Source organism: Dorea sp. MB18-49 (assembly GCF_023669465.1).
Taxonomy (GTDB): domain Bacteria; phylum Bacillota; class Clostridia; order Lachnospirales; family Lachnospiraceae; genus Dorea_A; species Dorea_A longicatena.
Map to the genome: position 1 here is coordinate 45,200 of NZ_JAMOYX010000003.1, position 24,945 is coordinate 70,144.

At 40.1% G+C, this 24,945-nt stretch carries 21 protein-coding genes and 2 pseudogenes; 6 read left to right on the forward strand and 17 right to left on the reverse strand.

From position 1 onward, the window contains the following. Positions 1-234 precede the first annotated feature (234 nt). The 3 genes from NCY30_RS02530 to NCY30_RS02540 are packed head-to-tail and all read right to left on the reverse strand — an operon-like array spanning position 235 to position 4,183. Entirely contained in the window at positions 235-867 is a 633-nt protein-coding gene (locus tag NCY30_RS02530; protein ID WP_022415268.1) for a hypothetical protein, read from the reverse strand. Between the two features lie 13 nt (positions 868-880). After that, positions 881-2,914: a S8 family peptidase gene (locus NCY30_RS02535; RefSeq protein ID WP_022415267.1), complete on the reverse strand. Its 2,034-nt coding sequence runs from the start codon at positions 2,912-2,914 to the stop codon at positions 881-883. Positions 2,915-2,929: 15 nt separating this feature from the next. Beyond that, on the reverse strand, positions 2,930-4,183 hold the full coding sequence (locus NCY30_RS02540) for a hypothetical protein (protein WP_250818444.1): 1,254 nt from the start codon (positions 4,181-4,183) through the stop codon (positions 2,930-2,932). A 112-nt stretch (positions 4,184-4,295) separates the two neighbouring features. On the opposite strand from NCY30_RS02540, the gene NCY30_RS02545 reads away from it, so the two are divergent. The 4 genes from NCY30_RS02545 to NCY30_RS02560 all read left to right on the forward strand — a co-directional run bounded on the left by NCY30_RS02545 (position 4,296) and on the right by NCY30_RS02560 (position 7,570). Then, complete coding sequence (locus tag NCY30_RS02545) at positions 4,296-4,511, forward strand: helix-turn-helix domain-containing protein (RefSeq protein WP_022415265.1); 216 nt, start codon at positions 4,296-4,298, stop codon at positions 4,509-4,511. A gap of 96 nt (positions 4,512-4,607) precedes the next feature. Continuing rightward, positions 4,608-5,375 (forward strand): AzlC family ABC transporter permease, encoded by a 768-nt coding sequence (locus NCY30_RS02550; protein ID WP_022415264.1) that lies wholly within the window; start codon positions 4,608-4,610, stop codon positions 5,373-5,375. Continuing rightward, the gene (locus NCY30_RS02555) at positions 5,365-5,676 is read left to right on the forward strand and encodes an AzlD domain-containing protein (protein WP_006427531.1); all 312 of its coding nucleotides are present in this window, start codon (positions 5,365-5,367) and stop codon (positions 5,674-5,676) included. The genes NCY30_RS02550 and NCY30_RS02555 overlap by 11 nt, the downstream gene beginning before the upstream one ends. Positions 5,677-5,788: 112 nt before the next feature. Continuing rightward, positions 5,789-7,570, forward strand: a complete 1,782-nt coding sequence (locus tag NCY30_RS02560) for a DUF885 domain-containing protein (protein ID WP_243857004.1) — start codon at positions 5,789-5,791, stop codon at positions 7,568-7,570. Between the two features lie 28 nt (positions 7,571-7,598). On the opposite strand, the gene NCY30_RS02565 is transcribed toward NCY30_RS02560, so the two are convergent. From NCY30_RS02565 to NCY30_RS02585, 5 genes and pseudogenes are all read right to left on the reverse strand, one after another. Then, positions 7,599-8,588 (reverse strand): hypothetical protein, encoded by a 990-nt coding sequence (locus NCY30_RS02565; RefSeq protein WP_022415262.1) that lies wholly within the window; start codon positions 8,586-8,588, stop codon positions 7,599-7,601. Positions 8,589-8,918: 330 nt separating this feature from the next. Continuing rightward, the gene (locus NCY30_RS02570) at positions 8,919-10,811 is read right to left on the reverse strand and encodes an extracellular solute-binding protein (protein WP_022415261.1); all 1,893 of its coding nucleotides are present in this window, start codon (positions 10,809-10,811) and stop codon (positions 8,919-8,921) included. 5 nt (positions 10,812-10,816) lie between these two features. Then, on the reverse strand, positions 10,817-11,653 hold the full coding sequence (locus NCY30_RS02575; RefSeq protein ID WP_250818445.1) for an ABC transporter permease: 837 nt from the start codon (positions 11,651-11,653) through the stop codon (positions 10,817-10,819). Between the two features lie 499 nt (positions 11,654-12,152). After that, positions 12,153-13,232, reverse strand: a pseudogene (locus NCY30_RS15035) (ABC transporter ATP-binding protein); the annotation flags it as partial. Positions 13,233-13,323: 91 nt separating this feature from the next. Further along, the gene (locus NCY30_RS02585; RefSeq protein ID WP_022415259.1) at positions 13,324-13,857 is read right to left on the reverse strand and encodes a helix-turn-helix domain-containing protein; all 534 of its coding nucleotides are present in this window, start codon (positions 13,855-13,857) and stop codon (positions 13,324-13,326) included. 297 nt (positions 13,858-14,154) lie between these two features. Here NCY30_RS02585 and NCY30_RS02590 point away from each other — a divergent pair, with 297 nt between their 5' ends. Then, positions 14,155-15,114: a hypothetical protein gene (locus tag NCY30_RS02590; RefSeq protein WP_022415258.1), complete on the forward strand. Its 960-nt coding sequence runs from the start codon at positions 14,155-14,157 to the stop codon at positions 15,112-15,114. Between the two features lie 121 nt (positions 15,115-15,235). Here the strand turns inward: NCY30_RS02590 and NCY30_RS02595 are convergent, their stop codons facing one another. The 6 genes and pseudogenes from NCY30_RS02595 to NCY30_RS02620 form a co-directional block, all read right to left on the reverse strand. Next, positions 15,236-16,036, reverse strand: coding sequence for an MBL fold metallo-hydrolase (locus NCY30_RS02595; RefSeq protein WP_006427539.1), 801 nt, complete (start codon positions 16,034-16,036; stop codon positions 15,236-15,238). A gap of 56 nt (positions 16,037-16,092) precedes the next feature. Continuing rightward, on the reverse strand, positions 16,093-16,236 hold the full coding sequence (locus NCY30_RS15040) for a hypothetical protein (protein WP_243117869.1): 144 nt from the start codon (positions 16,234-16,236) through the stop codon (positions 16,093-16,095). A 342-nt stretch (positions 16,237-16,578) separates the two neighbouring features. Beyond that, complete coding sequence (locus NCY30_RS02605) at positions 16,579-17,934, reverse strand: ATP-binding protein (RefSeq protein ID WP_022415257.1); 1,356 nt, start codon at positions 17,932-17,934, stop codon at positions 16,579-16,581. Positions 17,935-18,462: 528 nt separating this feature from the next. Continuing rightward, entirely contained in the window at positions 18,463-18,867 is a 405-nt protein-coding gene (locus NCY30_RS02610; RefSeq protein ID WP_022415256.1) for a Crp/Fnr family transcriptional regulator, read from the reverse strand. Positions 18,868-19,093: 226 nt separating this feature from the next. After that, a pseudogene (locus tag NCY30_RS02615) lies at positions 19,094-19,180 on the reverse strand (IS200/IS605 family transposase); the annotation flags it as partial. Positions 19,181-19,468: 288 nt separating this feature from the next. Continuing rightward, on the reverse strand, positions 19,469-19,666 hold the full coding sequence (locus NCY30_RS02620) for a hypothetical protein (protein ID WP_022415254.1): 198 nt from the start codon (positions 19,664-19,666) through the stop codon (positions 19,469-19,471). A 154-nt stretch (positions 19,667-19,820) separates the two neighbouring features. Between NCY30_RS02620 and NCY30_RS02625 the strand changes: the two genes are divergently transcribed. Next, positions 19,821-20,678, forward strand: coding sequence for an AraC family transcriptional regulator (locus NCY30_RS02625; protein ID WP_022415253.1), 858 nt, complete (start codon positions 19,821-19,823; stop codon positions 20,676-20,678). A gap of 39 nt (positions 20,679-20,717) precedes the next feature. Here the strand turns inward: NCY30_RS02625 and NCY30_RS15045 are convergent, their stop codons facing one another. From NCY30_RS15045 to NCY30_RS02635, 3 genes are all read right to left on the reverse strand, one after another. Further along, positions 20,718-20,849 carry a hypothetical protein gene (locus NCY30_RS15045; RefSeq protein ID WP_259828818.1) on the reverse strand — a complete coding sequence of 44 codons (132 nt, stop codon included), beginning with the start codon at positions 20,847-20,849 and terminating at the stop codon, positions 20,718-20,720. A 115-nt stretch (positions 20,850-20,964) separates the two neighbouring features. Beyond that, positions 20,965-24,309: an ATP-binding protein gene (locus NCY30_RS02630; protein ID WP_022415251.1), complete on the reverse strand. Its 3,345-nt coding sequence runs from the start codon at positions 24,307-24,309 to the stop codon at positions 20,965-20,967. Continuing rightward, on the reverse strand, positions 24,260-24,904 hold the full coding sequence (locus tag NCY30_RS02635) for a DUF4194 domain-containing protein (protein ID WP_006427549.1): 645 nt from the start codon (positions 24,902-24,904) through the stop codon (positions 24,260-24,262). The genes NCY30_RS02630 and NCY30_RS02635 overlap by 50 nt, the downstream gene beginning before the upstream one ends. Positions 24,905-24,945: the final 41 nt, after the last annotated feature.

Here is a 24,945-nt window from a genome sequence, read left to right on the forward strand (position 1 = left end):
TGTCTTTCGTATACCTCATGTTTCATATCTTTAAGCAGTTTCTTTATTTTATATAATAGAATCGTCGCAAATGATTTGCAACGATTTTTGTTTTCGTTGCAAACGATTTTCGACGATTCTGTTTTTTGTTGCAAATTGATTGCGACGATTCTAACTTCTTAAATGTATGGATTTCTGGAATCACTATTTCACACATTCACCATTTTACATTTTCTATAATTTAAAAATGTTGTTTTATTTGCTGATGATATATGTAAATAACTGTTCTATGTATTTTCCAAAATATTTCAAAACACTATCTACATATGTATTTTCAAAAACAAAGCTATATGCTTTTGGGTACATTGTCGTTAAAAACATATAACACATTCCAACATAAAAATGCATCCATATCACTTTAACTATAATATTTTGCACCAAATTGATGAAGCCACCTATTTCCGCTTCCATTGCAAATCCCTCATTCATCTTATATGGCAGCCAGGCTCCGCCTCCAAATGCAATTCCAGTTATCAGTAAAATTTCCGCCAAAGCCGGTATAAACATAATTACCATCCATCCTGAATGTGTTTTAAAATTATCAGAAATACAATTCAAATACATCAAAGTAATTGCAATATACCCTGTTTGTAAAATAAGATCGAACACAGTATTGATAATTATATATATAATTGCCTTAATTTTATCCGTTATTTCTCCATATGTTACTATTTCACTTACAAGTACTCCCAATACTGTTATTACAACAATTACTGTTTTATGTTTCAATATAAATGCTACTACTACGCTCGTCACACCTGCTCCTGTTGCTAATCCACCAAAAATCAGCGCAGCAAGCAACACTGAATCAATAAAAATGAAAATCATATTTTCCCACATCCTAATTAGTAATTTTATAAAATTCTTCTATATTCTCATCATATTCAAAAAATATATCTTCATATTGTTGTCCCTCGTTATATTCCGGGTCTTCTGCTATATATTTATTGCGATTTTCGTCAATTCTAAAATTCATATACTTTCCAGATATCTGCAACTCGTACGGCTGTCCATTTTTCACTCCATATAAACAACTGACAGACGATGTTTGATACTCATGTTTTTCATAATTAAAGAAAAGATTTCCTCCTCCTAAAACTTCATCATTCATTGATATGTTTTCTTCTTTTTTAATACACTGACACTCACCATTACTGTCAACAAACCAAATCTCAGCCGTATGATATCCCCAATATGGATCTTTTGAATCATCTGTAGCAAGCGCAAATGATTCATTATTTCCATCCGCATCAAAATCTGCTGTTGTTATGTACACAACTTTTAAATTTGTGGCTTTTTCCATAGCCGCTCTCATGTCTTCTGCTGTTCCTGTAAACTTCTCTCCTTTTGTTTCCGGCTTTTCTTCTGCCATTTCTGCTACTTCTTTTTCTTTTATTTTTTTCATTTCACAATATTGCAGAGCCTTTTTTATATTTAAAAATTTATATATATTTTGATTATTATCTGCTGAATTTGGTGCTTTGGGATTACTCTTTACTTTATCTTCTGCAGTTTCTACTATCGCATTTTTTACTTCTGCTCCTGTCATTTCTGGATATATTGACCATATTCCAGCTACCGCTCCTGCTACCATCGGTGCTGCCATAGATGTTCCACCATCCATAGCATATCCATCTTTAACTGTACTATATACATTATCACCTGGTGCTGAAACACTAATCTTTTCACCCCCATTTGATGTCACATCAAGAATATATCCATCCTTTTTTTCTTCTGCATTAGCAACAATCAATATCCTGTCCAAAATATCATTCACAGAAATATCATCTTTATGATAACAATTTTCTTTAGCAATACAGGCAAAAAAACCTGTATTGCTTGCATCTCTTCCTTTAATATTTGCAATTTTATTCTTTCTATAACCATTACCAGCAGCCTGAACCACTATAAAATCGTCTTTATTACCTGACTGTCTGATTTTTGCCCTGTGCAACATTATGTACATATATTTAGACCAATTATTTCCCATTTCATACTTCTCTATATCGGTTAAATTTTTTTCATCCTCACTAAATCCAACCGAATAATTTATTACTTTACATCCTTTCTCTACACAGGCAATTAATCCATATAACATACACGACTGTGACATCATATATGGTTTTTGATTTTCATCTGGCAAACAGTCATATCCATATAATGTGCAATTTGAAAGAACTCCATTTATTCCATAACTATTATGTTTTGCTCCTATTATTCCGGCTACATGCGTTCCATGATCCTTCTTTTTGGATCTAATCTTAGATAAATCTACAATGTCTACATCCGCATGATTAAAGTCAAATCCAACATCAACAACTCCCACATTAATATGAGATGTTTTATATTGTTCGAAACTTTCTGCTCCTATCTTTTGATACCAGTCCGCTTTATTCGTATAATCTTTTTTAGGATTCTCTGCTTTAAATTCTTTCCTGCTGCTCATATCAATCGGCACTACTATATCACTTGTTGCAGCTAAAACCCCCTCTTTCTCTTCTATAATTTCTATAGTTCTTTTTAAACCTTGATAATCTGTTTCCGGAATCTTTATCTGAACCTGATTTACAGATGGTATGCTGTCAATAATACTTCCTTGAACTTCATCAATAATTTCTGTTTTTTCTGTTTCCGATATACTTTCATCAAAAAAAATATCTATAACATTTTTTACATAATAAATTCCTGTTTGTTTATCCTTAGTAACTTCATTATTCACATATTTGGTCGTTTTTTCCCCATTCTCTGCCTTTTCTATTTTTTTCTCCTTTGTAATTTTTTCTTGATTTCTTCCTTTACAAAATCCCAAGCCAGTTATTACCATTATCATAATAACTGCAAAGATTAAAATTATACACTTCATAGATTTATTCATATCTGCTCTTTCCTCTTATTTTTCGACATAAGGTCTAATCTCTTTCCCTTTAACATCAAAAATTCTGCAGTCTCCAACATTATTTTTTTCACTAATAGTCGAAAAAACAAAGATACCATTTCCAGAATATTTTACTTTAGTTTTTGATATATATTTTGCAGATACCTTTATAGTATTTTTGGACTTTCCATTTACTAAATTTACAATCTCCAAATTATCTTTATTACTTCTTATATCCACCATATATTTACCTGTAATTTCATCATTAAAAATACGAATAGGTTCATATACGAGCTCTCCTGTTTTTTGATTAATATTAGAAATATATGTGTTTCCATCATTTCCATTTAATTTAACAAATACATTTTTTCCATATAACCATGCACTGCTTACATCATATTTGTTAAATGACCATTGTAAATTACCACTTAAATCATAAAAAGAAATTCCGTTTTCGTCTGTCAAAAAACCATTTTCATTTGAATCTAATAAATCAACTCCTTCTTCATGAAGTTTGGTGACATTTCCCTCACTATCAGCCACACAAATCTCATATGTACGTGATGCCTCCCATATCTGATATACCATTTTCCCGCCACAATAATACAAATTTTTTGGCCATACATTAGAGATTGAAAATACTTTATCTGTATTAGAATCAAATACCAGTAACGTACTTGTTCCAGTATTTTTTATACAAAACCCCACAATGCCTTTTCCCAATTGGAATAATTCATCTCCCTTATATCCACTTCCCAATAAATCATTATCCACTTTCCATGGATCTTGTTTCCATTTTCCTTTTGCATTCATAAATCCCAGATATATAGACCTCTCATCTATACTTTCCAGTCTTTCTACAACCAGAAATTTATCTTTATTAAACTCATGTAATACTCTATAACCTCCCTCATCTTCTTCATCTTCAGTAGAATACGATATTTTTCCTTTATCATCTTTAAATTCTATCGTCCAACCATCATTATAAAAATGTCTTTTATATTGCGAATCTTTTGTGATTTTTCCTGTTTTTATATCAATATACCATTCCTCTTTTTCTTGTTTTTCCACCGATTCTTCATCAATATTTTTATCTTCCAGATAAGAAACCAAATATTCTGCTTCTTCAATATCTGTCTTTTGATCCTGATATAGATTTAATACTTGAATCTGTTTTTTGTTTGTTTTTTTTGCCGCATTTACTGGTATAACAACTGTTACTGCCAATACTGCCATACATACCAACATTAAAATTTTCTTCTTTTTCATCAGTCTTTCCTCCATGTATTTTTCCGCATCTTATGTACACATTATATAATGTGCACATCATTCATGCAAGCATACTTTTTCCGATATAATCATCAAAAAGCAGGTGAAAAATATGGTGAAATTAAGAATTTTAGAAATTTTAGAATCTCAGAATCATACAAAATACTGGTTATTCAAACAACTAGATTTAAGTTATCAAAACTTTAACCGAATGGTAAATAACGAAACAAGTTCTATTCGTTTTGAAAATCTCGATAAATTAAGCACAATTCTAAACTGTCCTGTTGGAGATTTATTTGAAAAAGTGGAAGATCCTATTGATGATTAGGTTCTTCCACTTTTCACATCATTGACGCAACCAATCAGAGCGCTTATAATATTCTCGTTATTTACAGAAACTATACATAAGATTGGGGAATTTATTATGACCAGAAGACAATATTTCACCGCCGGTTTCAAGGACGGAATACCGATCTGTCTTGGATACATAGCGGTTTCATTTACATTTGGGATCATGGCAAAAAAAGTCGGAATTTCGATCTTTGATGCGGTTCTGATCTCTCTTACCAATGTGACCAGCGCCGGACAGTTTGCAGGGCTGTCGCTGATCGCATCGACTGCTTCTTATATAGAGATGGCCATCACACAGCTTATTATCAACTTAAGATACTGTCTGATGTCCTGTGCGCTTTCGCAGAAGATTGATCCGGAAGCGCCGCTGTTCCACCGTTTTCTCATTGCTTACGGTGTGACCGATGAGATCTTCGGCGTCACAGTTTGCAAGGGTGGAAAACTGAGTCCGTTTTATTCTTACGGGGTTATATTTATCTCTGTATTCGGATGGGTATTCGGTACATTTCTTGGAATCCTGTCCGGTAATATATTACCGGCTCGTGTTGTCAGTGCATTAAGTGTCGCACTTTATGGTATGTTTCTGGCGATCATCATTCCGCCGGCCCGTAACAACCGTGTACTCGCAGGTGTTGTTGTCATTTCCATGGCAGCCAGCTTTTTATTTGACAAAACACCCGGGCTTAGGAATATTTCATCCGGATTCCGTATTATCATCATTACTCTGATCATTGCAGGAATTGCGGCTTATTTCTTCCCGGTGAAAGAGGACGAGTACGATGAACTGGAAGAAGCTGGCGAATTGAGTGACAGTACAAAGGAGGCACACCATGAATCATAATATTTACATTTACATATTTGTGATGGCGGCAGTTACTTACCTGATCCGTATGCTTCCGCTGACGCTGATTCGCAAAGAGATTAAAAGCACGTATATCAAATCATTTTTATACTATGTCCCTTATGTGACGCTTGCTGCTATGACATTCCCGGCAATCCTCAGTGCCACTGCGAATATCTGGTCTGCACTTGCCGGATTTATCATCGCCGTATTTCTGGCCTACCGTGGCAAGAGCCTGCTGAAGGTATCCTTGTTCGCATGTCTCGGCGTCTTTATTGTTGAGCTGATTACCGGATTATAAGTCATATAAGTTACCGGAAGTTTATGATATTGGCTTCCGGTTATAAACAATGAATACATATTTGCAGGAAATCCCCATATAAATGATACAAATGATTTATATGGGGATTTTTATGCAAAAATTTCTCGAAAAATTTAAACGGAAGCCATTACTCTTTTTGCTTCCGTCTGCATCCGTACTTCTACTCCTTTTTCTTTTGTTCTTTCATTCTCAACAGGATGCAGATCAGGCATTTTCGAAATATACTTCTGAACTTTTCCGACAGGAAATCAGTGGAAATACAATTACTCTCCACTACACCTTAAAAAATCCCGAAAAATATGGCATAGAAAATGCGCCCATTTCTTATGGACAATGTACCACCGATCCCGAACTGGTCCGGTCTAGTGTCGATGCGGAACGGACCAGACTTCGCTCCTATAACAGAACATCTCTTTCCAAAGACAACCGTCTTACTTATGATGTGCTGAATGACTATCTGAATTCTGCCTATGATCTGTCCCCTTATACACTCTACGACGAACCACTTGCACCTCTCACAGGAACTCAGTCACAGCTTCCGGTCATCTTATCAGAATACCGTTTTTATGAGATCTCCGATATTGAAAACTATCTACAGCTTCTTACTAAAACACCGGAATACTTCCGATCTATCCTGAATTTTGAACACACAAAATCCGAATCCGGCCTTTTTATGGCATCCTATACTGCCGACTCCATCATCAAAGAATGCCGGGATTTCGTTCATTTAAAAGAGAGTAATTATCTCTATTCTTCTTTTGTAGAACGGCTGGATGAACTTGCTTCCACAAAAAACAGCGGCCTCACCGAAAAACAACGAAAAGCCTATACCCGGCAGAACAGCGCCTACATAAAAAAATATATTTTCCCGTCTTATGAACAGCTTATCTCCGGCCTGTCCGAGCTTCGCAATTCCGGTAAGAATAATAACGGACTATGCTATCTTCCAAATGGCCGGACTTACTACGAATATCTGGTAAGAAGTGAGACTGGTTCCTCACGCAGTATTGCAGAACTGCAAAACCTTACGAATGCACAGATTCTTTCGGATCTTACAGTTATGCAGCGAGTGCTGACAGAAGACTCCTCCTCTGGCTCATCTTCCGTAACCTCCGACATTTTCAGCTCACAAGGTACTCTACTCTCCGAATCTGATCCTGAAAAGATTTTATCCACATTATCAAACAAGATTACAAAGGATTTTCCACCATATCCACAGATTCATACACAGATCAAATACGTCCAGAAATCCATGGAAGAATACTTAAGTCCGGCTTTCTACATGATCCCGGCCATCGACAATACTTCCGAAAATGTAATCTACATTAACAAGGGGCACATCACCGACAACCTTTCTCTCTTCACCACCTTCGCCCATGAAGGCTACCCCGGACATTTATACCAGAATGTCTATTACGCAAGCCTTCATCCCAATCCAATCCGCTGTGTACTGAACTACGGCGGCTACACAGAGGGATGGGCCACTTACAGTGAGATGATGAGTTACTACTTTTCCACACTGACCAAAGAACAGGCCACAATATTTCAACGCAACTCTTCTGTCATTCTGGGACTATATGCACTTGCCGATATGGGAATTCATTATGACGGCTGGAAACTTGCCGATGCGGCAGCATTTTTCCACACTTATGGGATAACGGATGACGCGACCATTGAGGATATCTATGATCTGATCATTGCTGATCCGGCTAATTACTTAAAATACTATATTGGATATCTGGAATTTCTGGAACTTAAGAAAGATGCTGTGGATAAGTGGGAAGATAACTTTACGCAGATGCAGTTTCATAAGGCGGTTCTGGATGTTGGGCCGGCATCGTTTGATGTGATTCAGAAGTATGTGTTTAAATAGATATGAGGATTCCTTATATAGGAATCCTCTATATAGCCTCACTGTTATCATTTATAAGCTTTTGTATGACCACTATATCCTCATCTAAGTCTTCAGCAATTTCTTCCAGAGTCATTCCTTTCCTTAATCGTTTCTCGATAAATCTTTTCAGGACATTCTCTTCACCAACTTTGATTCCGGCTTGACGCCCAATCTCAATTCCATCCTGGCGCCCGATCTCAATCCCATCCTGACGCCCGGCCTCATACTCCGCCTTCCGCAGTTTCTTTTCTTCAAATTCTTTATCATACTCATAGATGCTCATCTTGATCACCTCTGCCTTATTTTTCGTCAAAAATTCTTCCAGAATTCCTTCTTTTATACACTCTTCAACCGCACGCTCTACAGCTTCTTCCAGCGCCATGCCCGGCTCGGCAGCATACTTTCTCACTCTGGCCACATACTGTGCATATTCCTTCAATGTCCGGCAATGCTCCATCAACTCATTATTATGTCCATCATTTACATTCAACATCGTAACCCGTAATTCTAAGTCCGGATCTTCTGTCGGGTTCTCATAAGCTGATGATAATCGGAATTCACTGCAATCCTCTACTTTCTTTGTTCCATTGTAAAACACGATAAATCTTGGTGCCGGTATCTTCTGTATTGTAGTCGAATATAATGATTTTTGAACAACAAGCCGCTGATATTCATCCGCAATATAGAATAAATTTCTAAGAGGAATATTCGGATTATATGTTGACTGATGCTCATACAGATATAAATTCATATCCATGATAAATGCCAGATCATTTTTCATCCCCATATAGATTGCATTTTCTAAAGTTACGATCTGCAGCTCTTCCGGATTTGTATAATTCCGGTCATTTACCGCATTATATAGCGACAACAGATTTGCTTTATCCCGGTATAACATCCGGAAAACCGTATCTTTATACTGATGATTTGCTCTTACTCTCCGATTATTCACCTGGTATTTTTTGTTACTTCTCTTCTGGTTCTTTCTCTTCGCCATATTCAATTCTCCTTTACCACAGGAGTCCGCATGTTTTTTTCAGTCCTCTCCTGCTTTTCTATCATTGATTGGTATAAAAGCATAGATTTCTGAAATGTAATTAGAATATAGACGGTGATAATCACCTTGAATTTCTTTTGAAATATGCTTTGTTATAGTTTAACACATTAGTAAATATGTCTGCAATATTTTATACATTTATTTATGTATTTTTTATATAATCTACAGAACTTGCTACTGGCAGCTTCTTACGAATACATAGCAATCAACGCGCACCCGCAGAGCCAACAGGGACGGGGAAAATTCCATTTTCCCCGCCCCCATTGGCCCTTAATTCGTATTACTAGCCGCAATCTTCACCTTACTCCAAAGATTACTGATCTCTTTCTTCGTCTCCTCATTATACTCAAAGACTTCATCATTCTTATTATCTGTTCTTGGTATATATGCATCAATTCCTTCGAACTCTCCGCCCTTGTCATACAGATCTTTCATAACCTTCTTATTCGCCGATGTATAACCTACATAACTTGAATTGTCATAAGCTCCGTCATAATCACTTGCATAATTGATAAATGCATGTGCAAGTTCCGGATTCTTCGCATTCTTCGGAATGACCATGGCGTCGGACCACTGGTTGGTTCCGCCTTCCGGCATGTAGTATCCCATGTTTTCATTCTCATTGATCACATATGTCGCATCTCCGGAATAGATCAGACCAAGTGCCTTCCTTCCCTGTGCCATGTTATCAATGATCTCATCGGTAACGATCTCCGGCTTCATGGTCTGTACACACTGAACCAGCCAGTTATACGCTTCCTGGATCTGGCTTTCGTCAGACGTATTCATCGAATATCCCAATGCCTTCAATGCCATCATAAAGGAATCTCTCTCTGAGTCATACAGGTAGATGTCCCCTTTATATTTCTGATCCAGGAAAATGTTATAGCCTTCTTTTTCCAGGTCTTTGATGTCGACTTTTGTCTTATCGTACACGATTCCAACTGTTCCCCAAAAATACGGAACAGAATATTCATTCTCCGGATCATACGGAAGTCCTTTGACCGCATCATATAATTTACCCATACAGTTCAGTTTCGACTTATCCAATTTCTGTAAATATCCTTCGGAAATGAGTCTCTGGATCATATAATCACTTGGTACAAGAATGTCGTAAGCTTCTCCATTTGCAACCTTAATATACATCTGTTCATTCGAATCAAAATTTTCAAGAAGTACCGTTGCCCCTGTCTCTTTCTGGAAATCCTGGATAATATGTTCACCTACATACTCGCCCCAGTTGTAGATACGAAGCGTCTGCCCCTCGAATGGCAATGGCTCTTTCTTGTTATTATATGTTACAACTCCGGCAACCACTGCGAGCGCACATACAACTGCGATTGCAGGTACCAGTACGTTTCGTCTGCCGATGCTGTTTCTCTTCGCACGTTTTGCAAAAAGTGCCGGTGCAGCATTGATGATCACAAGTACGATCGTGATGATCACAACCACCAGTGTCGAGATTGCATTGATACTCGGGTTGACACGTTTACTCATTGTATACACCATGATACTTAAGTTCTTCACACCACGTCCGGTTACGAAGTAAGAGATAATAAAATCATCCACTGACATGGTAAATGCGATCAATGCACCGGCTACGATTCCCGGCGTGATCTGTGGCACGACAACTTTCGTCAGTGCCTGCCACGGTGTTGCACCTAAGTCCATCGCTGCATCTGCGAGGTTCGGATCAAGTGACTTGATCTTCGGCATTACCGATAACATAACATACGGTATACAGAATGCAATATGTGCCAAAAGCATGGTAACGTATCCTTTTTCCACATGGAATGTGATGAATAATAACATGAATCCGATCGCAGTTACGATCTCCGGGTTCATGATCGGCAGGTTATTCGCCTGCTCCATCAGGTCACGTATCAGTTTCTTCGACTTGCTGACTCCGATCGCTGCAATTGTTCCCGCTACTGTTGAGATAAATGTCGCAAGCAGCGCGATACTGAATGTCGTCGACAGTGCATCCATCATATCTGCCGATTCCAGCATATGCTTATACCAGCGCAGCGAAAATCCAGTAAAGCTTGTAAGTGATTTTCCATCGTTAAATGAGAATATAATCATGTACAGGATCGGAAGGTAGAAGAATACAACCGACAGTATCATAAGGATCTTCCCAATTGGACGTTTTCCCTTATTCATAACGATTATACCCCCTTTCCGCCCTGGTTACGAATCTCGATCTTACGGACAACCATCATAAGTACCATCATGATGACCGCCATGATCATGGAAATGGCACTTCCGAAGTTCCACTCGCCGACCGTAATGAACTGGTTCTCGATCATATTTCCGATGAGGAAATACTGACCGCCGCCGAGCAGCTTCGGTATGAAGAAAGAACTGACTGCCGGAAGAAATACCAGCGTAATCCCGTTGATGATTCCCGGCACGGAAAGCGGCAGTGTCACACGCTTAAATGTCTGCGCCGGGCTTGCCCCAAGGTCTGCACTCGCTTCCAGCAAGGAATTGTCCATCTTACTAAGTGACGTCTGGATCTGCAGGATCATGAATGGCAGAAAGTTATATACCATACCAAGAAGCACTGCCCCTTCTGTATAAAGAAGTGATCCCTTTCCAAGTCCCACCATATGCAGGATTCTCTGGATCAGACCGCCGTCACTTAAGAGTCCGATCCATGCATATGTTCTTACCAGCATGTTGATCCACATCGGGATCGTGATCACAAGGATCAGCGCATTCTGCTTTTTCTGCTCACTGCGCGCAATATAATATGCAATCGGATAGCCCAGTAACAGGCAGATCACTGTTGTCTTTACCGCAATCACAATGGAACGCCAGAGGATTAATAAAAAATCCGGGTCGGTAAAAAATTTGGCATAATGTTCCAGTGTAAATGTGAACGACAGGATGGTATTTCCCTGGTCTGTCACTGAATAAAGTGCGATCAGGACCATCGGGAATACTAACATCAATATTGCCCACACGATATACGGAAATGCTAACTGTGAAAATTTCTTCATCTTAGAATACCACCTTCGGCATAACGTGGATATCTTCCGGGAAGAATGTCAGGCCGACCTCCTGTCCTTCCTCCGAATAATCCGTTGTATGGATCTTGAACTCACGTCCCGTAGTGGAAAATGTAATCTCATACACGCCTTCTGTTACTTCTTCCGGATCAAAATCATAGTCTACACTGATGTCCACACTCTGGTCTTCATCCGTCAGCTTCCATCCCTGTGCATTTGCCCAGGTCTTAAGATCTGTATCCAGTGCCTGAGATTCTGTGATCTCGTCTACCGTCTTGAAGAAGTTGAACGCCATAACACCTTCATTTGCCTTCTCATTCTTAACGAACGGCTGGTTGACTACGAAAATGGTTCTCTCGATGCTGGTTCCGTTTGAAGTGCTGAATGTAACCGGATACTGTCCTTCTTTTGCTTCCAGTTCATATTCAATATTTGCAATGGAAATGTACTCATCCGTCTCTGTCTCCCATGCCTGTGCATTCGACAGTGCGACGATTTCCTTATCATCCAGATTCTCTACATCTTCTACGTCTACATAGAAGTTGTTGGCACTGATCTTCTCGCTTCCGTCTTCACTGGTTACGTCATGATTGCGGATGACGCGCATGTTGACCGTAACGCTCGTTCCCGGAACGGTCTCCACCATGATCTCATAGTGCACACCCTTGAACAGGACACTTAAGACTTCTCCCGTCATCTTTCCGTCTTTTACATCCACGATATCAATATCCTCCGGACGGATCACGACATCCACCGGCTCATTCTCCTTGAATCCATGATCCACGCAGTCGAATGTAATATCATCAAAACGAACCTTATAATCCTCAATCATCCTTCCGGAAATGATGTTGCTCTCTCCGATAAAGTTTGCTACGAAACGGTTCGTCGGCTCATTGTAGATCTCCTGTGGGGTTCCGATCTGAAGGATCTCACCTTTCTGCATAACGACGATCTTATCCGACATCGTAAGTGCTTCTTCCTGATCATGCGTTACGAAGATAAATGTAATACCGACCTCCTGCTGGATACGCTTCAGCTCATACTGCATTTCCTTACGAAGCTTTAAATCCAGCGCCGCCAGCGGCTCATCCAGAAGCAGTACCTTCGGCTCATTGACCAGCGCTCTCGCGATTGCCACACGCTGCTGCTGGCCGCCGGAAAGCAGTGTCGTATTCTTATCCTCATAGCCTTCCAGACCGATCAGTTTCAGCATCTTCATTACTTTCTGGTCGATGATATCTTTACTCATTTTCTTAAGCTTTAATCCAAATGCGATATTTTCATATACGCTCAGATGTGGGAATAATGCATATTTCTGGAATACGGTATTCAGCTCTCGTTCATACGGCGGCTTGTCGGTGATATCTTCATTATCAAAGATCACCTTTCCTTCGTCCGCATCCAGGAACCCTCCAAGGATTCGGAGCAGTGTAGTCTTACCACATCCACTTGGTCCTAACAGGGTTACGAATTCATTTTCATATATGTCCAGATTGATTCCTTTTAACACAACCTGGGTGTCAAAGCTTTTCACAATGTTGCGAAATTCAATTAGTTTTTTCTCTTCCATTTTTCCTCTCCCTTCTCAGATTTTAAAGCCGCAAGGTATCGTTTCATAATCCTCATTCTTCCTTACATTTGCAGCTGCACTTCTCTTTTCTTTAAAAAATCGGCGGTGTCGTGATCCACAATATCTTTGCCGGGCTATTCCCGTGATTATAAAGATAATGACTCTTCGCACCATCCATATAAAACGTCTCATGCGCCTTCACTTTATATTTTTTACCGCCGCGCATAATCGTAATATTTCCCTTCAGTACATAGCCAAATTCCTCGCCCGTATATGACGTCTGGACATGGCTCTTTTTATGCGGATAGAGTGTCATAAGAATCGGCTCCATCTGGTTCTTCTGCGCATTCGGAATGATCCATTCCACCTGGTAATCTTCTTTCTCATCAACGAAGAAATCATCTGTTCCGAACACGATCTGCTTTTCTTCCTCTTCATGAAAGAATTCCGACAGGTTACTTCCAAGTGCTTCCAGAATGTCCTCCAGTGTCGCAATACTCGGTGCCGTTAAGTTACGCTCCACCTGCGACAAAAATCCCTTCGTAAGCTCACTGCGCGAAGCCAGATCTTCCAATGTCAGATCGTTCTGCTTTCTAAGCTCTCTCAGCTTCTTTCCGATATCCACATTTTCACCTCCATATTTTCAAAAGTTTTCTATTACTATACTTTTTTTTCAAAAATACCGAACAAGCTTTATTATACACATGTATGTGGATAATGCAAGTGAAATGCATGTAAAACCTTGACATATATTAAAAATATGCTATAAGGACATTGCCTGCCCGGAAGTCTGTGGTCCGCAATGCCGCTTACGGAACTTGTGATCGCAGTATATGTGGTGTATCATATGCGGAAATATACGTGTTCACTGCCGGGATAATGTGTTATCATTAACCATAGAAATTTTTCCAGAGGTAACCACATGAATACAGCAACTACAGCAAATATTCAAAATAATAATCCTACTGCCTTTTACCACCTCCCAGGCCTGTTTGAATTTTACGAATTGTACCGCATATTCCTTCCATTATTCCGGAAACACAGGGAATATTTTTACGACTGGTGTGAGATTGGCTCGATCTATGGCGCTCCTTCGGATTGTATCTGGGGCGGCGGGCGTACTTCATTTGGATATTCTGATCCGGAAGACGTGCTTGATCTGGTGCGGGAATACGGCATCTCGGCCCGGCTGACGTTCAGTAATTCGTTGCTACGGGAAGAACATCTTACAGATAAGAAATGTAACGAGCTTTGTAAAATGTTCGAACACGCCTCTGATGCTGATAATTCACCACATACACATCAACTCCAGAATGGCGTGATTGTGCACTCCGAGCTTTTATTAAACTATTTACAAAAAAATTATCCTGATCTCTACCTTATCTCTTCAACCACAAAAGTTCTGACAGATTTTCAGGATTTTTTAACTGAAATAAACCGAGAAGATTTCCGTTATATTGTACCGGACTTCCGGTTAAACAAAGTATTCGATAAATTAGACCTGATGTCGCAGCACCAGAAAGATAAAGTAGAATTCTTATGCAATGAATGCTGCTGGTTCGGCTGTAAGGACAGAAAGACTTGTTATGAATCCGTCAGCCGGAAGAATCTCGGAAATCCTGCCCCGGAGTTTCACTGTGCTTCGCCGGATGGCGGTAACGGTTACCGCTTTTCCAAGGCAATGGAAAATCCCGGATTCATCAGTGTGGATGATATACAGAATATTTACATGCCAATGGGATTTTCTAATTTTAAGATTGAAGGACGCGGGCTTGGAAGTGCGCTGATTCTTGAATTTCTGCTTTATTATATGACGAAGCCGGAATATCAACTGCATGTCAGGGAAGAGATTTATCTGGATAATATGCTCGATCTTTTTTAGCCATGGGGACAGGGTTTTTGACTTTTTTATTGTCCCTTCCGGATCAAAAATGAACGCAAGAAAACCTGCCCGTCGGCAGGTTTTCTTACATTCTAATCTATTTTTATTTTCTTTTGCTTTTCTATATCTCAAACGTCTCCAGATCATCCGGCACATACAGATTGCCATGATAATACTGCTGTCCTTCCTCCGTATACAACTTCTTTCTCTCCGCCAGATGTGTCTCTTCTGTATGATACAGCAACAGATTCGGCACACCGAGTTCTTCCGCAAGCTGGCATGCTTCTTTTACTGTACTATGATGCTTCTCATAAGGCTTGAATTTATCCGCCTCACCGAACAGGCAGAATGCCTCATGAAGCAGCCAGTCACTGCCCTTCACATATTTATAATCCACCTCATTGTACGGCTCGTCACCAACACAGGTGAATTTCTTACCGCTCTTAAGCTGCATGGTGAATCCGAACTGTTTCGCCTTTGTCGAACCAATGTCGAAGAATGTCACAGGACATCCGAGAATCGTTCTGCTGTCTCCGTCTTTCACGACATCAAACTGGATTCGCTCCCCCATATGCTTACAGACCTTCTGCTGGATCGTCATATTTGCGATTGCCTGAATCTTCTCTGCCAGCTCCTCATGGCAGTAAATGCGAAGATCACCTTCATATTTTCCCTGGTTCATTCTCTGTCCGATCATACGCACCAGCCAGATAATTCCAAGCACGTGGTCTACATGCTCATGTGTAACGAAGATATCGTGGATATCATTCATGTCGATTCCTGTGTCTTTTAATACTTTCAGAATACGGTTGCCACCGCCTGCATCTACAAGGAAATGTTTCCCTTCATCGCTGATTGCATAGCAAGTATTATAACATTCACTTACCGTTGCATTTCCGGTTCCTAATATTGTTAATTTCATATGCTTTTCTCCATTTCATTTCTGGTTTTTGTACCGCTTTTTTCGTAGTACTTCTATCAGCAGTATAGCATATTTTCTCCAAAATCATCTCCCAGATCATACACAATTACCTTCTGATTTTTCACATCCGCAATCTCGAAAGCAATCTCCTGATGTGTAACAGCAGGTGCTGCCATGTCATATAAAACGCCATCGATCAATTCATATCTCTGGTCATCGGGCAGGGCATAGTAATCCTCTAATGTATATTCCCCCTGCTTCTTTACCTGATATGCTCCCAGTGCTTCTGCTGCTTTGTTCTTTTAATTCTCTCATTTCGGTGATCGTCATAACCATTGCACCTTCCATCTCTAAATTTTTTATATTGAAATATTCCAGCGAGTTACCAGTTTGGGATAAAAACATCTGCTGTCAGCAGTTTTGGCAATCTAATTTCACGATAATCTGCAGGACTTGTTACTGGCAGCACCTTACGAACGCATGGCGATACAAAAAAGAGCCAGCAGGGACGGGGAAAATTCCATTTTTCCCGTCCCCATTGGCTATAAACCCGACAGATCTACCTCATAAATATAATGTTCCGGCTCTTTTTCTCTCTGATAAAACATCACCATATACCACGGGAAATATTCAATTTCCTCTTTTTGCTCAACATTCCCTTTGCAAAATACAATTTTTCTTCCAAACTTCCAGTTTTCTACTGCTGATACTTTATTCAAAGCAGAATGCTTTTGATAATCATTTCCTGATTTTATCTCAAGAAGGTCAATCTTCAATCCATTCTGTATTACAAAATCCAATTCTCCGTACTTTTTCGACTCAAAATAATTCAATGAGAATCCACCGCTTTTTATTGACTGGGCAAATACATTTTCCAATATACTTCCCATATTCACATCCATATTCCCCTGTAAGAGTTCAAACTGAATGTTCTCCATGCAGGAAGCACAGAGCAGACCTGTGTCTCCCATAAATAATTTGAACAGATTTCTCTTTTCATTAAGCTGTAACGGAGCCTGTGGTTCTGTAACATTATAAGATGGCAAAGCAACACCTGCATCACTTAGCCACATAAATGAATTCTCATAACGATTCATTCTTCCATTTTCATCAATCCTGTTTAAAATAAACCGTCTGTTCTTATCATCCAATTGAGATGCAATACTATCAAAGATGGCTTTAATCCTCACTTTTTCCGCACCTTCGGAATACTTCGATATATCCTGTCTGTATAATTCCAGAATATTTCTCTGAAGCCTAACTACCTTTCCGATATCATGCGTATCTACATAAGTCTGGACAACATCCGGCATTCCACCTACAACAATATAAGTTGCAAAAAGTTTCAACAATGTTTCATGCATTACTGTTGGAACTTCGTTATGATTTTCATAGCAGAACTGTAATGTAGTAAATGTTGTATCCTGCACTCCATTCGCCCGGAGAAATTCCCTGAAATTCATAGGATACATAGAAACAATCTCTTCAAATCCAACCGCATAAGAAGGAACTTCTTTATACCTGACACCAAGAAGTGAACCGGATTCAATATAATCAAACCGTCCATCTTCAACCAGGAACTTGATTGCACATCTTGCATTGGGGCATTCCTGTATCTCATCCAGGAATACCAATGTCTTTCCCGGCTCCATCTTCTGCATCTTGAAAGCAGTCAGGTTCTCAATAATAGTATCTGCATCCAATTTATCTTCAAAAATTTTTTCGGCACCTTTATCTAATATGAAATTGATTTCTATAAAATTTTCATATTCTTGTTTTGCAAACTCTCTGATAATTGTTGTTTTTCCAATCTGTCTTGCGCCTATAATACAAAGTGCCTTTTTATTTTTCTGAGTTCTCCATAATTTTAATTTTTCCGAAATCTCTCTTTTAAGCATTGAATCGCCCTCCTGATATTAGTATTGTAACATTATTCTCGTGTTATTCAATATTTTTGTAACATTATTCTTATATTTTCTATTATATTTTGTAACATTATTCTGAATATTAAAGTCGGAATTTTATTATTTCTTATACCAGTTTTTTATGCACAATGCACACCGATCTTCTTTGTTTCATGATACTGCATCAAAAAAGCTGCCATCTTTATGGATGACAGCTCACTGTCTGTTTCTGATATTGCCATTAACTGTGGCTTTGTAAAGCTATGCTGCCAAACTGTGAAGGCATTCGTATTGAAGTGCCTCCGATCCGGAAGCGGCTGTTGAGGAATGATTTGTAATGCTTTTATAAATTAATGTCTTCTATAATTTTCAGGATAATATATACTTCCACCCAGCATTAAGATTCCTGGTACAATATAATTTATGTTTTTAATCAGATAATCCCGGATTCTGTCCTTTAAGCTTTTCTTTGTTGTATTCATATTATCACCTGTCAATGATATAATAACGTTCTTTCATAACTCACAGTAACCAATAAGTCCCTTTCCCACATTTAGCAACAATTTTTTCATCCTCTAAATGATTGAGAATCCGATCTTTAAGAGAAGCACTAACCGACTCGCCATTTGCGGCGATTCCAAGTTTTGCAGCGAGAGTAGATGCGATTAAATTCATAAATTTAACATCCTGTTTTAGTACATTGCGATATTTTTTCAGAGATAATACCGCTACAGTTACCGGGGTAACTGCTTCTACAAAATAAATACATGGTGCCGGATTCATAAATTCCATATCCCCCAGAAGATAAATTCCTTCATTCATAGCAATAAAATATTTAGAACCATCGTCCCGTATATGATAAATATTTACCGTCCCTTCTATAACAATCTGCAACCTGTCATCTGAATTGCACGGTTGACACAGCAATTCCCCTTTTTCCTACTGATATATCTGAAATTCCAGATTCTGTGTATCAAACTCTTTCTCTAACTCTAACTTTTCAATTGCTCTTTCACATTTAACTTTGTCTTTAATCTGCTTCATATCTCTATCTCCTGTCTATCATATTATATGAAAATCAGATATGTAGTAAGACATATGTCTGGGTTGTAATTCGATTATTTTCGTAAAATATTTAATGTACTAATGAAAGGAAAGAGATCTTCCTTCTATATTTCGGTGCAAAAACTATGCGATACTTACAATTCCACGTTGTATGTGATAAACTATTATTGTCCATCTTGGACGACCTCCTTTGATTAATAATATGGTTGGCGAACCTTTTATTATTATATCATTGGAGGTTTTCTACACAACGCTAAAGCTCTTTCAACCACCCGCATAGCAGGTGGTTTATTTGTTTCCTAAAGTTTCGTTTTGGGGAACATCCCAAAACTCCACAATAGAAAACAGGGCCTTGCCCTAACAAAAATAATGGACTACCTCCAGTTTATAACTGGTGCAGTCCATCATTTATCATTTCTTATTTACCTGATGTCTTACCCTTAATAGTCATTCTTATTCCTTCTTATCTGTTAGCAGATGCAACACGTCTTGCATCTCTCATGATCTGTCCTGCTGCATAACCATTTCCAGACATCACTGCAGAAGCCACCGCAAAATACTCTGCATTATCCAGGACATATTTTTTGAAACGCTCCACTAAACCAGCCTTTTTCTCTGTGTTATTCATTACCATTGTATTCTTAATTGCTACTGTGCTCATATTGACCTCTCCTTTTTTACTATCTATATATTTATTTTCTTTGTTTTCCGTTTACATCTTGCATTTTAGCCTTGTTTTCAATTTCAAACCAGTGCTATAATTATCTTATTTTAAAACGATATTGACATTTACTATTCATATAAAGGAGGATATTATGGCAAAAGCATATCACGAAGCACTCCATCCACTTGGCAATCTTGGAATACAGGTATCTATGGCAGCACTTGAAAACACACATATTCCGGCCCACTGGCATGAGGCTATGGAGATTTTATTCTGTCTGAATGGTTCTGTCCGTATTCATATCGAGCACGAACATCTTACCCTTCAGCGCAATCAACTGATTGTTTTTGATTCAAAAGAAGTTCATTCTATTCATTCTGATTCTAAGCTATATATGTTCTTATGTATCCATGTTGATAAAAAGCAACTTTCTGTTTACTGTCCGAATTTGGAACTATATCACATCAAATGCCGCCCGGTTTCTCTGGATGATTCAAAATCCACCCAGTATATTCACCTCTGTCAGCTTGCACACGATCTGACACGAACCAATGTCGAAAATAAAAACACCAGCGCCATGCGTTCAGACGGCACGGCATTGCTGATGCTTGCTGATTTGATTCGTTATTTTTCCGTATATTCCCTGCCGGGAACGACTACTGGAACAGGTCAGTCTAATGATATTCTGCGAAAGATCATCTCTTATGTGAATGAACATTATACAGAAAAGCTCTCATTGGAAGAAGTAGCTAATCAGGTAGGATTCAGCCGAGAATATTTCTGCCGTTTTTTCAAGCAGCATATGGGTATCACATTTCTTCGTTACTTGAATGAGGTGCGTATTTCTCATGCTGGACGTATTCTGATGAATACAGACAAGTCCATTTCTGAGGTAATGCAGGAGAGTGGTTTCACTAACCAGACGATTTTTAACCGTCTTTTCAAAGAGATTTACGGAATGACACCTCGTCAGGCACGCAATAGCTATGCAGAAAATACCTATTCATAACATCCAGATATAACGCAAACTCTGATATAGCATGTAGCTCTACCGTCTTCTGCTTTTCGCTGGATAATAACTGCTTCCACCTATCATCAAGATTCCCGGCACGATATATTTTTCATTTTTTATAAGATAATCCCACACCCTGTCTTTCAGACTTTTCTTTATTGTATTCATATTATCACCTGTCAGTGGTAAACTGACATCCTTTCGTAAGCACATCTTCTTTTTCCAGTCACATATCACCACTCTTCATCGATTCTTACAATATTTACATCACAAACATTCGACTTTATTCCTCCGCCAACTCCCCAAACTCCGTCTTCTCAAATTCCTGAATGGAAATATGTCTCTTATTCGGGTTCGCATACACGAAAGTCTTATCTACATTCTCCAGATAGTTCTGGATCTTATCGTTCGTCGCACTGATGATCGCCTGGAAGCCAAGTCCGCGGATCAGCGAGATACAGCTTGCCACCTTCTCGGCATCCATCTTGGAGAACGCCTCGTCCAACACAACCAGACGCAGTGTCGGTGACCGGTGCATCTTCGGCGACAGATTGATCTTATAAAGCTGCGCAAAGCTTGCCAGAAGTGCCACGTACAGCGGGTTCTGTCCCTCTCCGCCGGAGTTCTTCTTGATCATCTTACTCAGTCCGATCGTCATCTCCTTATCGCCATGTACGATCTGCTGCATATCGAATGACAGATAGGTTCGGTAATCCGCATACTTATCCATGTTGCGTTTCGCCTCATCCATCTCGTCCTTCGTCGCATTCTCCGGCGGGATGAAGATGTTGATCAGCTCGTTCATCATCTCCCCATACTGGTTCTCATGCTCCATCGTGAACATATCAAGCTGGTTGTCCATCGTATCATCTAAGTCAGACGGACGGATCTGCAGGGAATCATCCATGAACATCTTATAATATTTTCCATCTGCACCCTTGTTCTTCGTGATCACGAACTGATACTTATCCTTACCGAAGTCCAGTTTGCTGATGATCCGGTTCAGCTCATCCCTTCTCTGATAAGCCTCCAGGATCGCACTCCGGATCTTGAAGATGAAGTCATCTTTGAAATGCTCCACAGCCGCTTTCGCCTGTGTCTTCGCCGACTCCCTGTAAGTCTCCAGATGATCGCAGGACAGCGAATTCAAAAGCTTCTCATACGGCGCGTTGTCCCGGATAGAAGTTGAGAATGTACGGTTCGGATATTCTCTGATATAACTGCTTCTCTCTTCCACCAGCTTCCGGTAAGCGTCTTCCTCTTCTTCCCTGAGCGTATATACCCGCGAAACCATCTGACGTCTCAGATACTCATAATTCTCTGATTTTCTGCCCGACAGATATTCCTGGAACTCCTTCTCGTAACGCTTATCTGCTACTTTTCTCTTCACGTCCTTCATCTGTTCTTCCGATTCGAGAACTTCTGCATTCAGACGTTCGATTTCTTTCTTGTTCTCCCAGATTGCTTCCTGCACCTTGGATACGGATTCTTTCTTCGCATCCTGTGCCGCCTGCACTTCTTTCTTCTTGCCTTCCCATGCAGCAACGGATTCATCCTTTAACTTCTGCATCTGTTCCAGAAGCTGAGCCTTTTTCTTTTCTTTGGAAATGATTGCCTTGCTGTCAGCCAGCCATCCGAGATAATCCTCTGCCGGCTGCTTCAACATCTCCATCTGCATTGCCTGGCGGATCTCTTCTAACAGCTCCTGTACCGGCATTCTCTCGCCATTTAACTTCTCACATTTTTCTTCCAGCTTGCGGATTCTCTGGCGCATACTCGTCTCACCGATGTAGGCTCTTCTGGTGTAATTCTCCGGATTCATGTGCTGCAGTTTGTAGCTCTGGTACAGCATACAATCCGGTGTCACACCGATCCTGCACTCACGCAGTTCATCCAGTGATTCGCATTTCTTTACATTTCCAAGGAAGAAATTAATGTATTCCTGCACATACGCTTCTTTCGCTTTTACTACTTCTGCCAGCGCGCCCGGCTGTACCTGATGCTTGTCCTTCGTAAGCTTCTCCGTATCCAGGACTGCTGCCCGGAAGAAACGTTTCGTATCCATCTCCTGGTAAATGTCCATCGCAGCCCTGGCATACTTTGGTTCCACGATCAGCTGCAATTTATTATTTCCAAGATAACCCTCCACTGCATTGTGCCATCTCTCGTCCTTCACATCCAGAAGATCCGCAAGAATATGCACATTCACGAACTTGCCGCAGCGCTCATGCAAACGGTTACGCAGTTCGAATCTCGCCTCTTCCAGCTCTCTCGGATAAGCCTTCTTTCCCTGCTTCAGTTCTTTTAATTCTGCTCTTGCCTCTTTCTCTTCTTTCTTGATCCGGCGAAGGTCTGCATCCGCTTCCTGTCTCTGGTCTTCCAGCTCCTCCTGCAGATCTTTTAAGCCTTCCTGCAGGCGCACAAGCTCTTCTTCGGAAATGCTTCCGTCTGCGAATTTTTCGATATCCCAGATCACCTGATTTGGCGTAATGTCTTTCTCCGTCCATACCTTCAGATGCTCTGCAGTCTGCTCCCAGCGGACTTTTCCGTTATTCAGGCGCTCCAGCGTCTCATTTAATGTATCCAGATCTGATTCCAGTCTTGCATACCCACTGTCTGCGATCCGCAGAATGATCTCTTCATACTCTTTCTGCAAGTCCTTTTCTTCCTGCTCCAGCACCTGTTGCTGCTTCTTCAGATCTTCGATGGCTTCCTGTCTTACCTTGATCCGGTCTCTGGCTTCCTGACTCTTTACCTCATGGTTCATGATCTCCAGACGGTCGATCTGATAAGAGCACACCTTCTCCTCATCAGATTTTTCTGCATACTGCTCATACTTTTCACAGATCAGCTTCAGTCTTCTGATCTCCTCCATCGTCTCCTCGATCTTACTGCGCATGCGTCCATACTGCATGACACTTTCCTGCAGATCCTCGATATGGATATCCTGCTCCATACAGATATATTCCTTTACGAAATCTTCCAGTTTGATATTCATACGGAACGAGATCGCACGTTTGAATAGCTTTGGAAATTTTTCCATGTCCAGACCGCCAAGATAGATATCGTATAGCTGTCTCCGGAATCTTTCATTGCTCGGACCGCAGTAGAACTGTTCCGGCGTAAAGGAACGCTGCAGGTACTCACGCATTTCCGCAGTGGTAAGGCACCGGCCTTCCGAACGGTAATGATTCGAAAGTAATTCTCCCGTATGCCAGAAGAACAGGCGGCTTACATCATTATTCGACGTATCCACGTCAAACACAACACCGACACACTGTTTATCTCTGGTATTCGTCTGTGTCAGCTCCAGCACGATCGTACTGGAAAAATTACGATTTCTTAAATACTGTGATTCATTATTTTCACTGATATTCACCATACCTCTTAAGTACTCGATCAGTGTACGGTCCGAATCATCTGCTGCCGCCTTGTTGAAGAATCCACGGCCGTCCGTATTAGCATACAGCACGATCTGGATCGCATCCAGAACCGTCGATTTACCGCTTCCGGAATGTCCGGTGAAGAAGTTGATTCCTTCATTAAGCGTCAGTATCTTTTTATCTATGTAATGCCAATTATTCAGGCATATCTTCGAGAGTGCTTTGAATGGCTGCTTCGTCTCCAATTTGATCCTCCTCACTGAATGTCGCTAATAATTCCCTGATGTCGTCTCCTAAAAGTACCGTATGGATACAAGGGTAGATGACCAGGCGGGTCGACTCGTTTAATTCTTCCAGAACATCAAGCGGCTCGATGATCTGATACTTCTTCAGAAGTGCGATCGTCCGTCTCATTTCCGTAATTGACGGAAGACTCTTCAATACATGAAATTCTCCCGCTTTTCCGTTTACTGCACCAAGTGTTGTCACCACATGGCTGCTCGACGATGCAGTCTGCATCTGCTCGTCATAGATAAGCTTCAGCACCAGTAAATAGATCGTCGCCAGACGCGGCAGCTTCTCACCCCATAACTGCTCTCCCTGGATATAGATCACACCCATATGTACATTTTCCCGCAGTATGATCCCCGCCACCTCAAAATATGCTTTAAAAAATTCCAGATGCTTCGTACAGGTACGGTATTCTTTTGTATACTGCATCCTTCCCGCACGTTTATCAAATTTTCTTTCCAGGAGAAATGTCTGACGGTACAGTGTCTGGATGACCTCTGTGACCTCTTCTTTTTCTTCCTGGGTTAGCTGTTCGTAGTAATCTATCATTATTCTTAGAACTCCTTTTATCAGAACTTCTTTATATTATG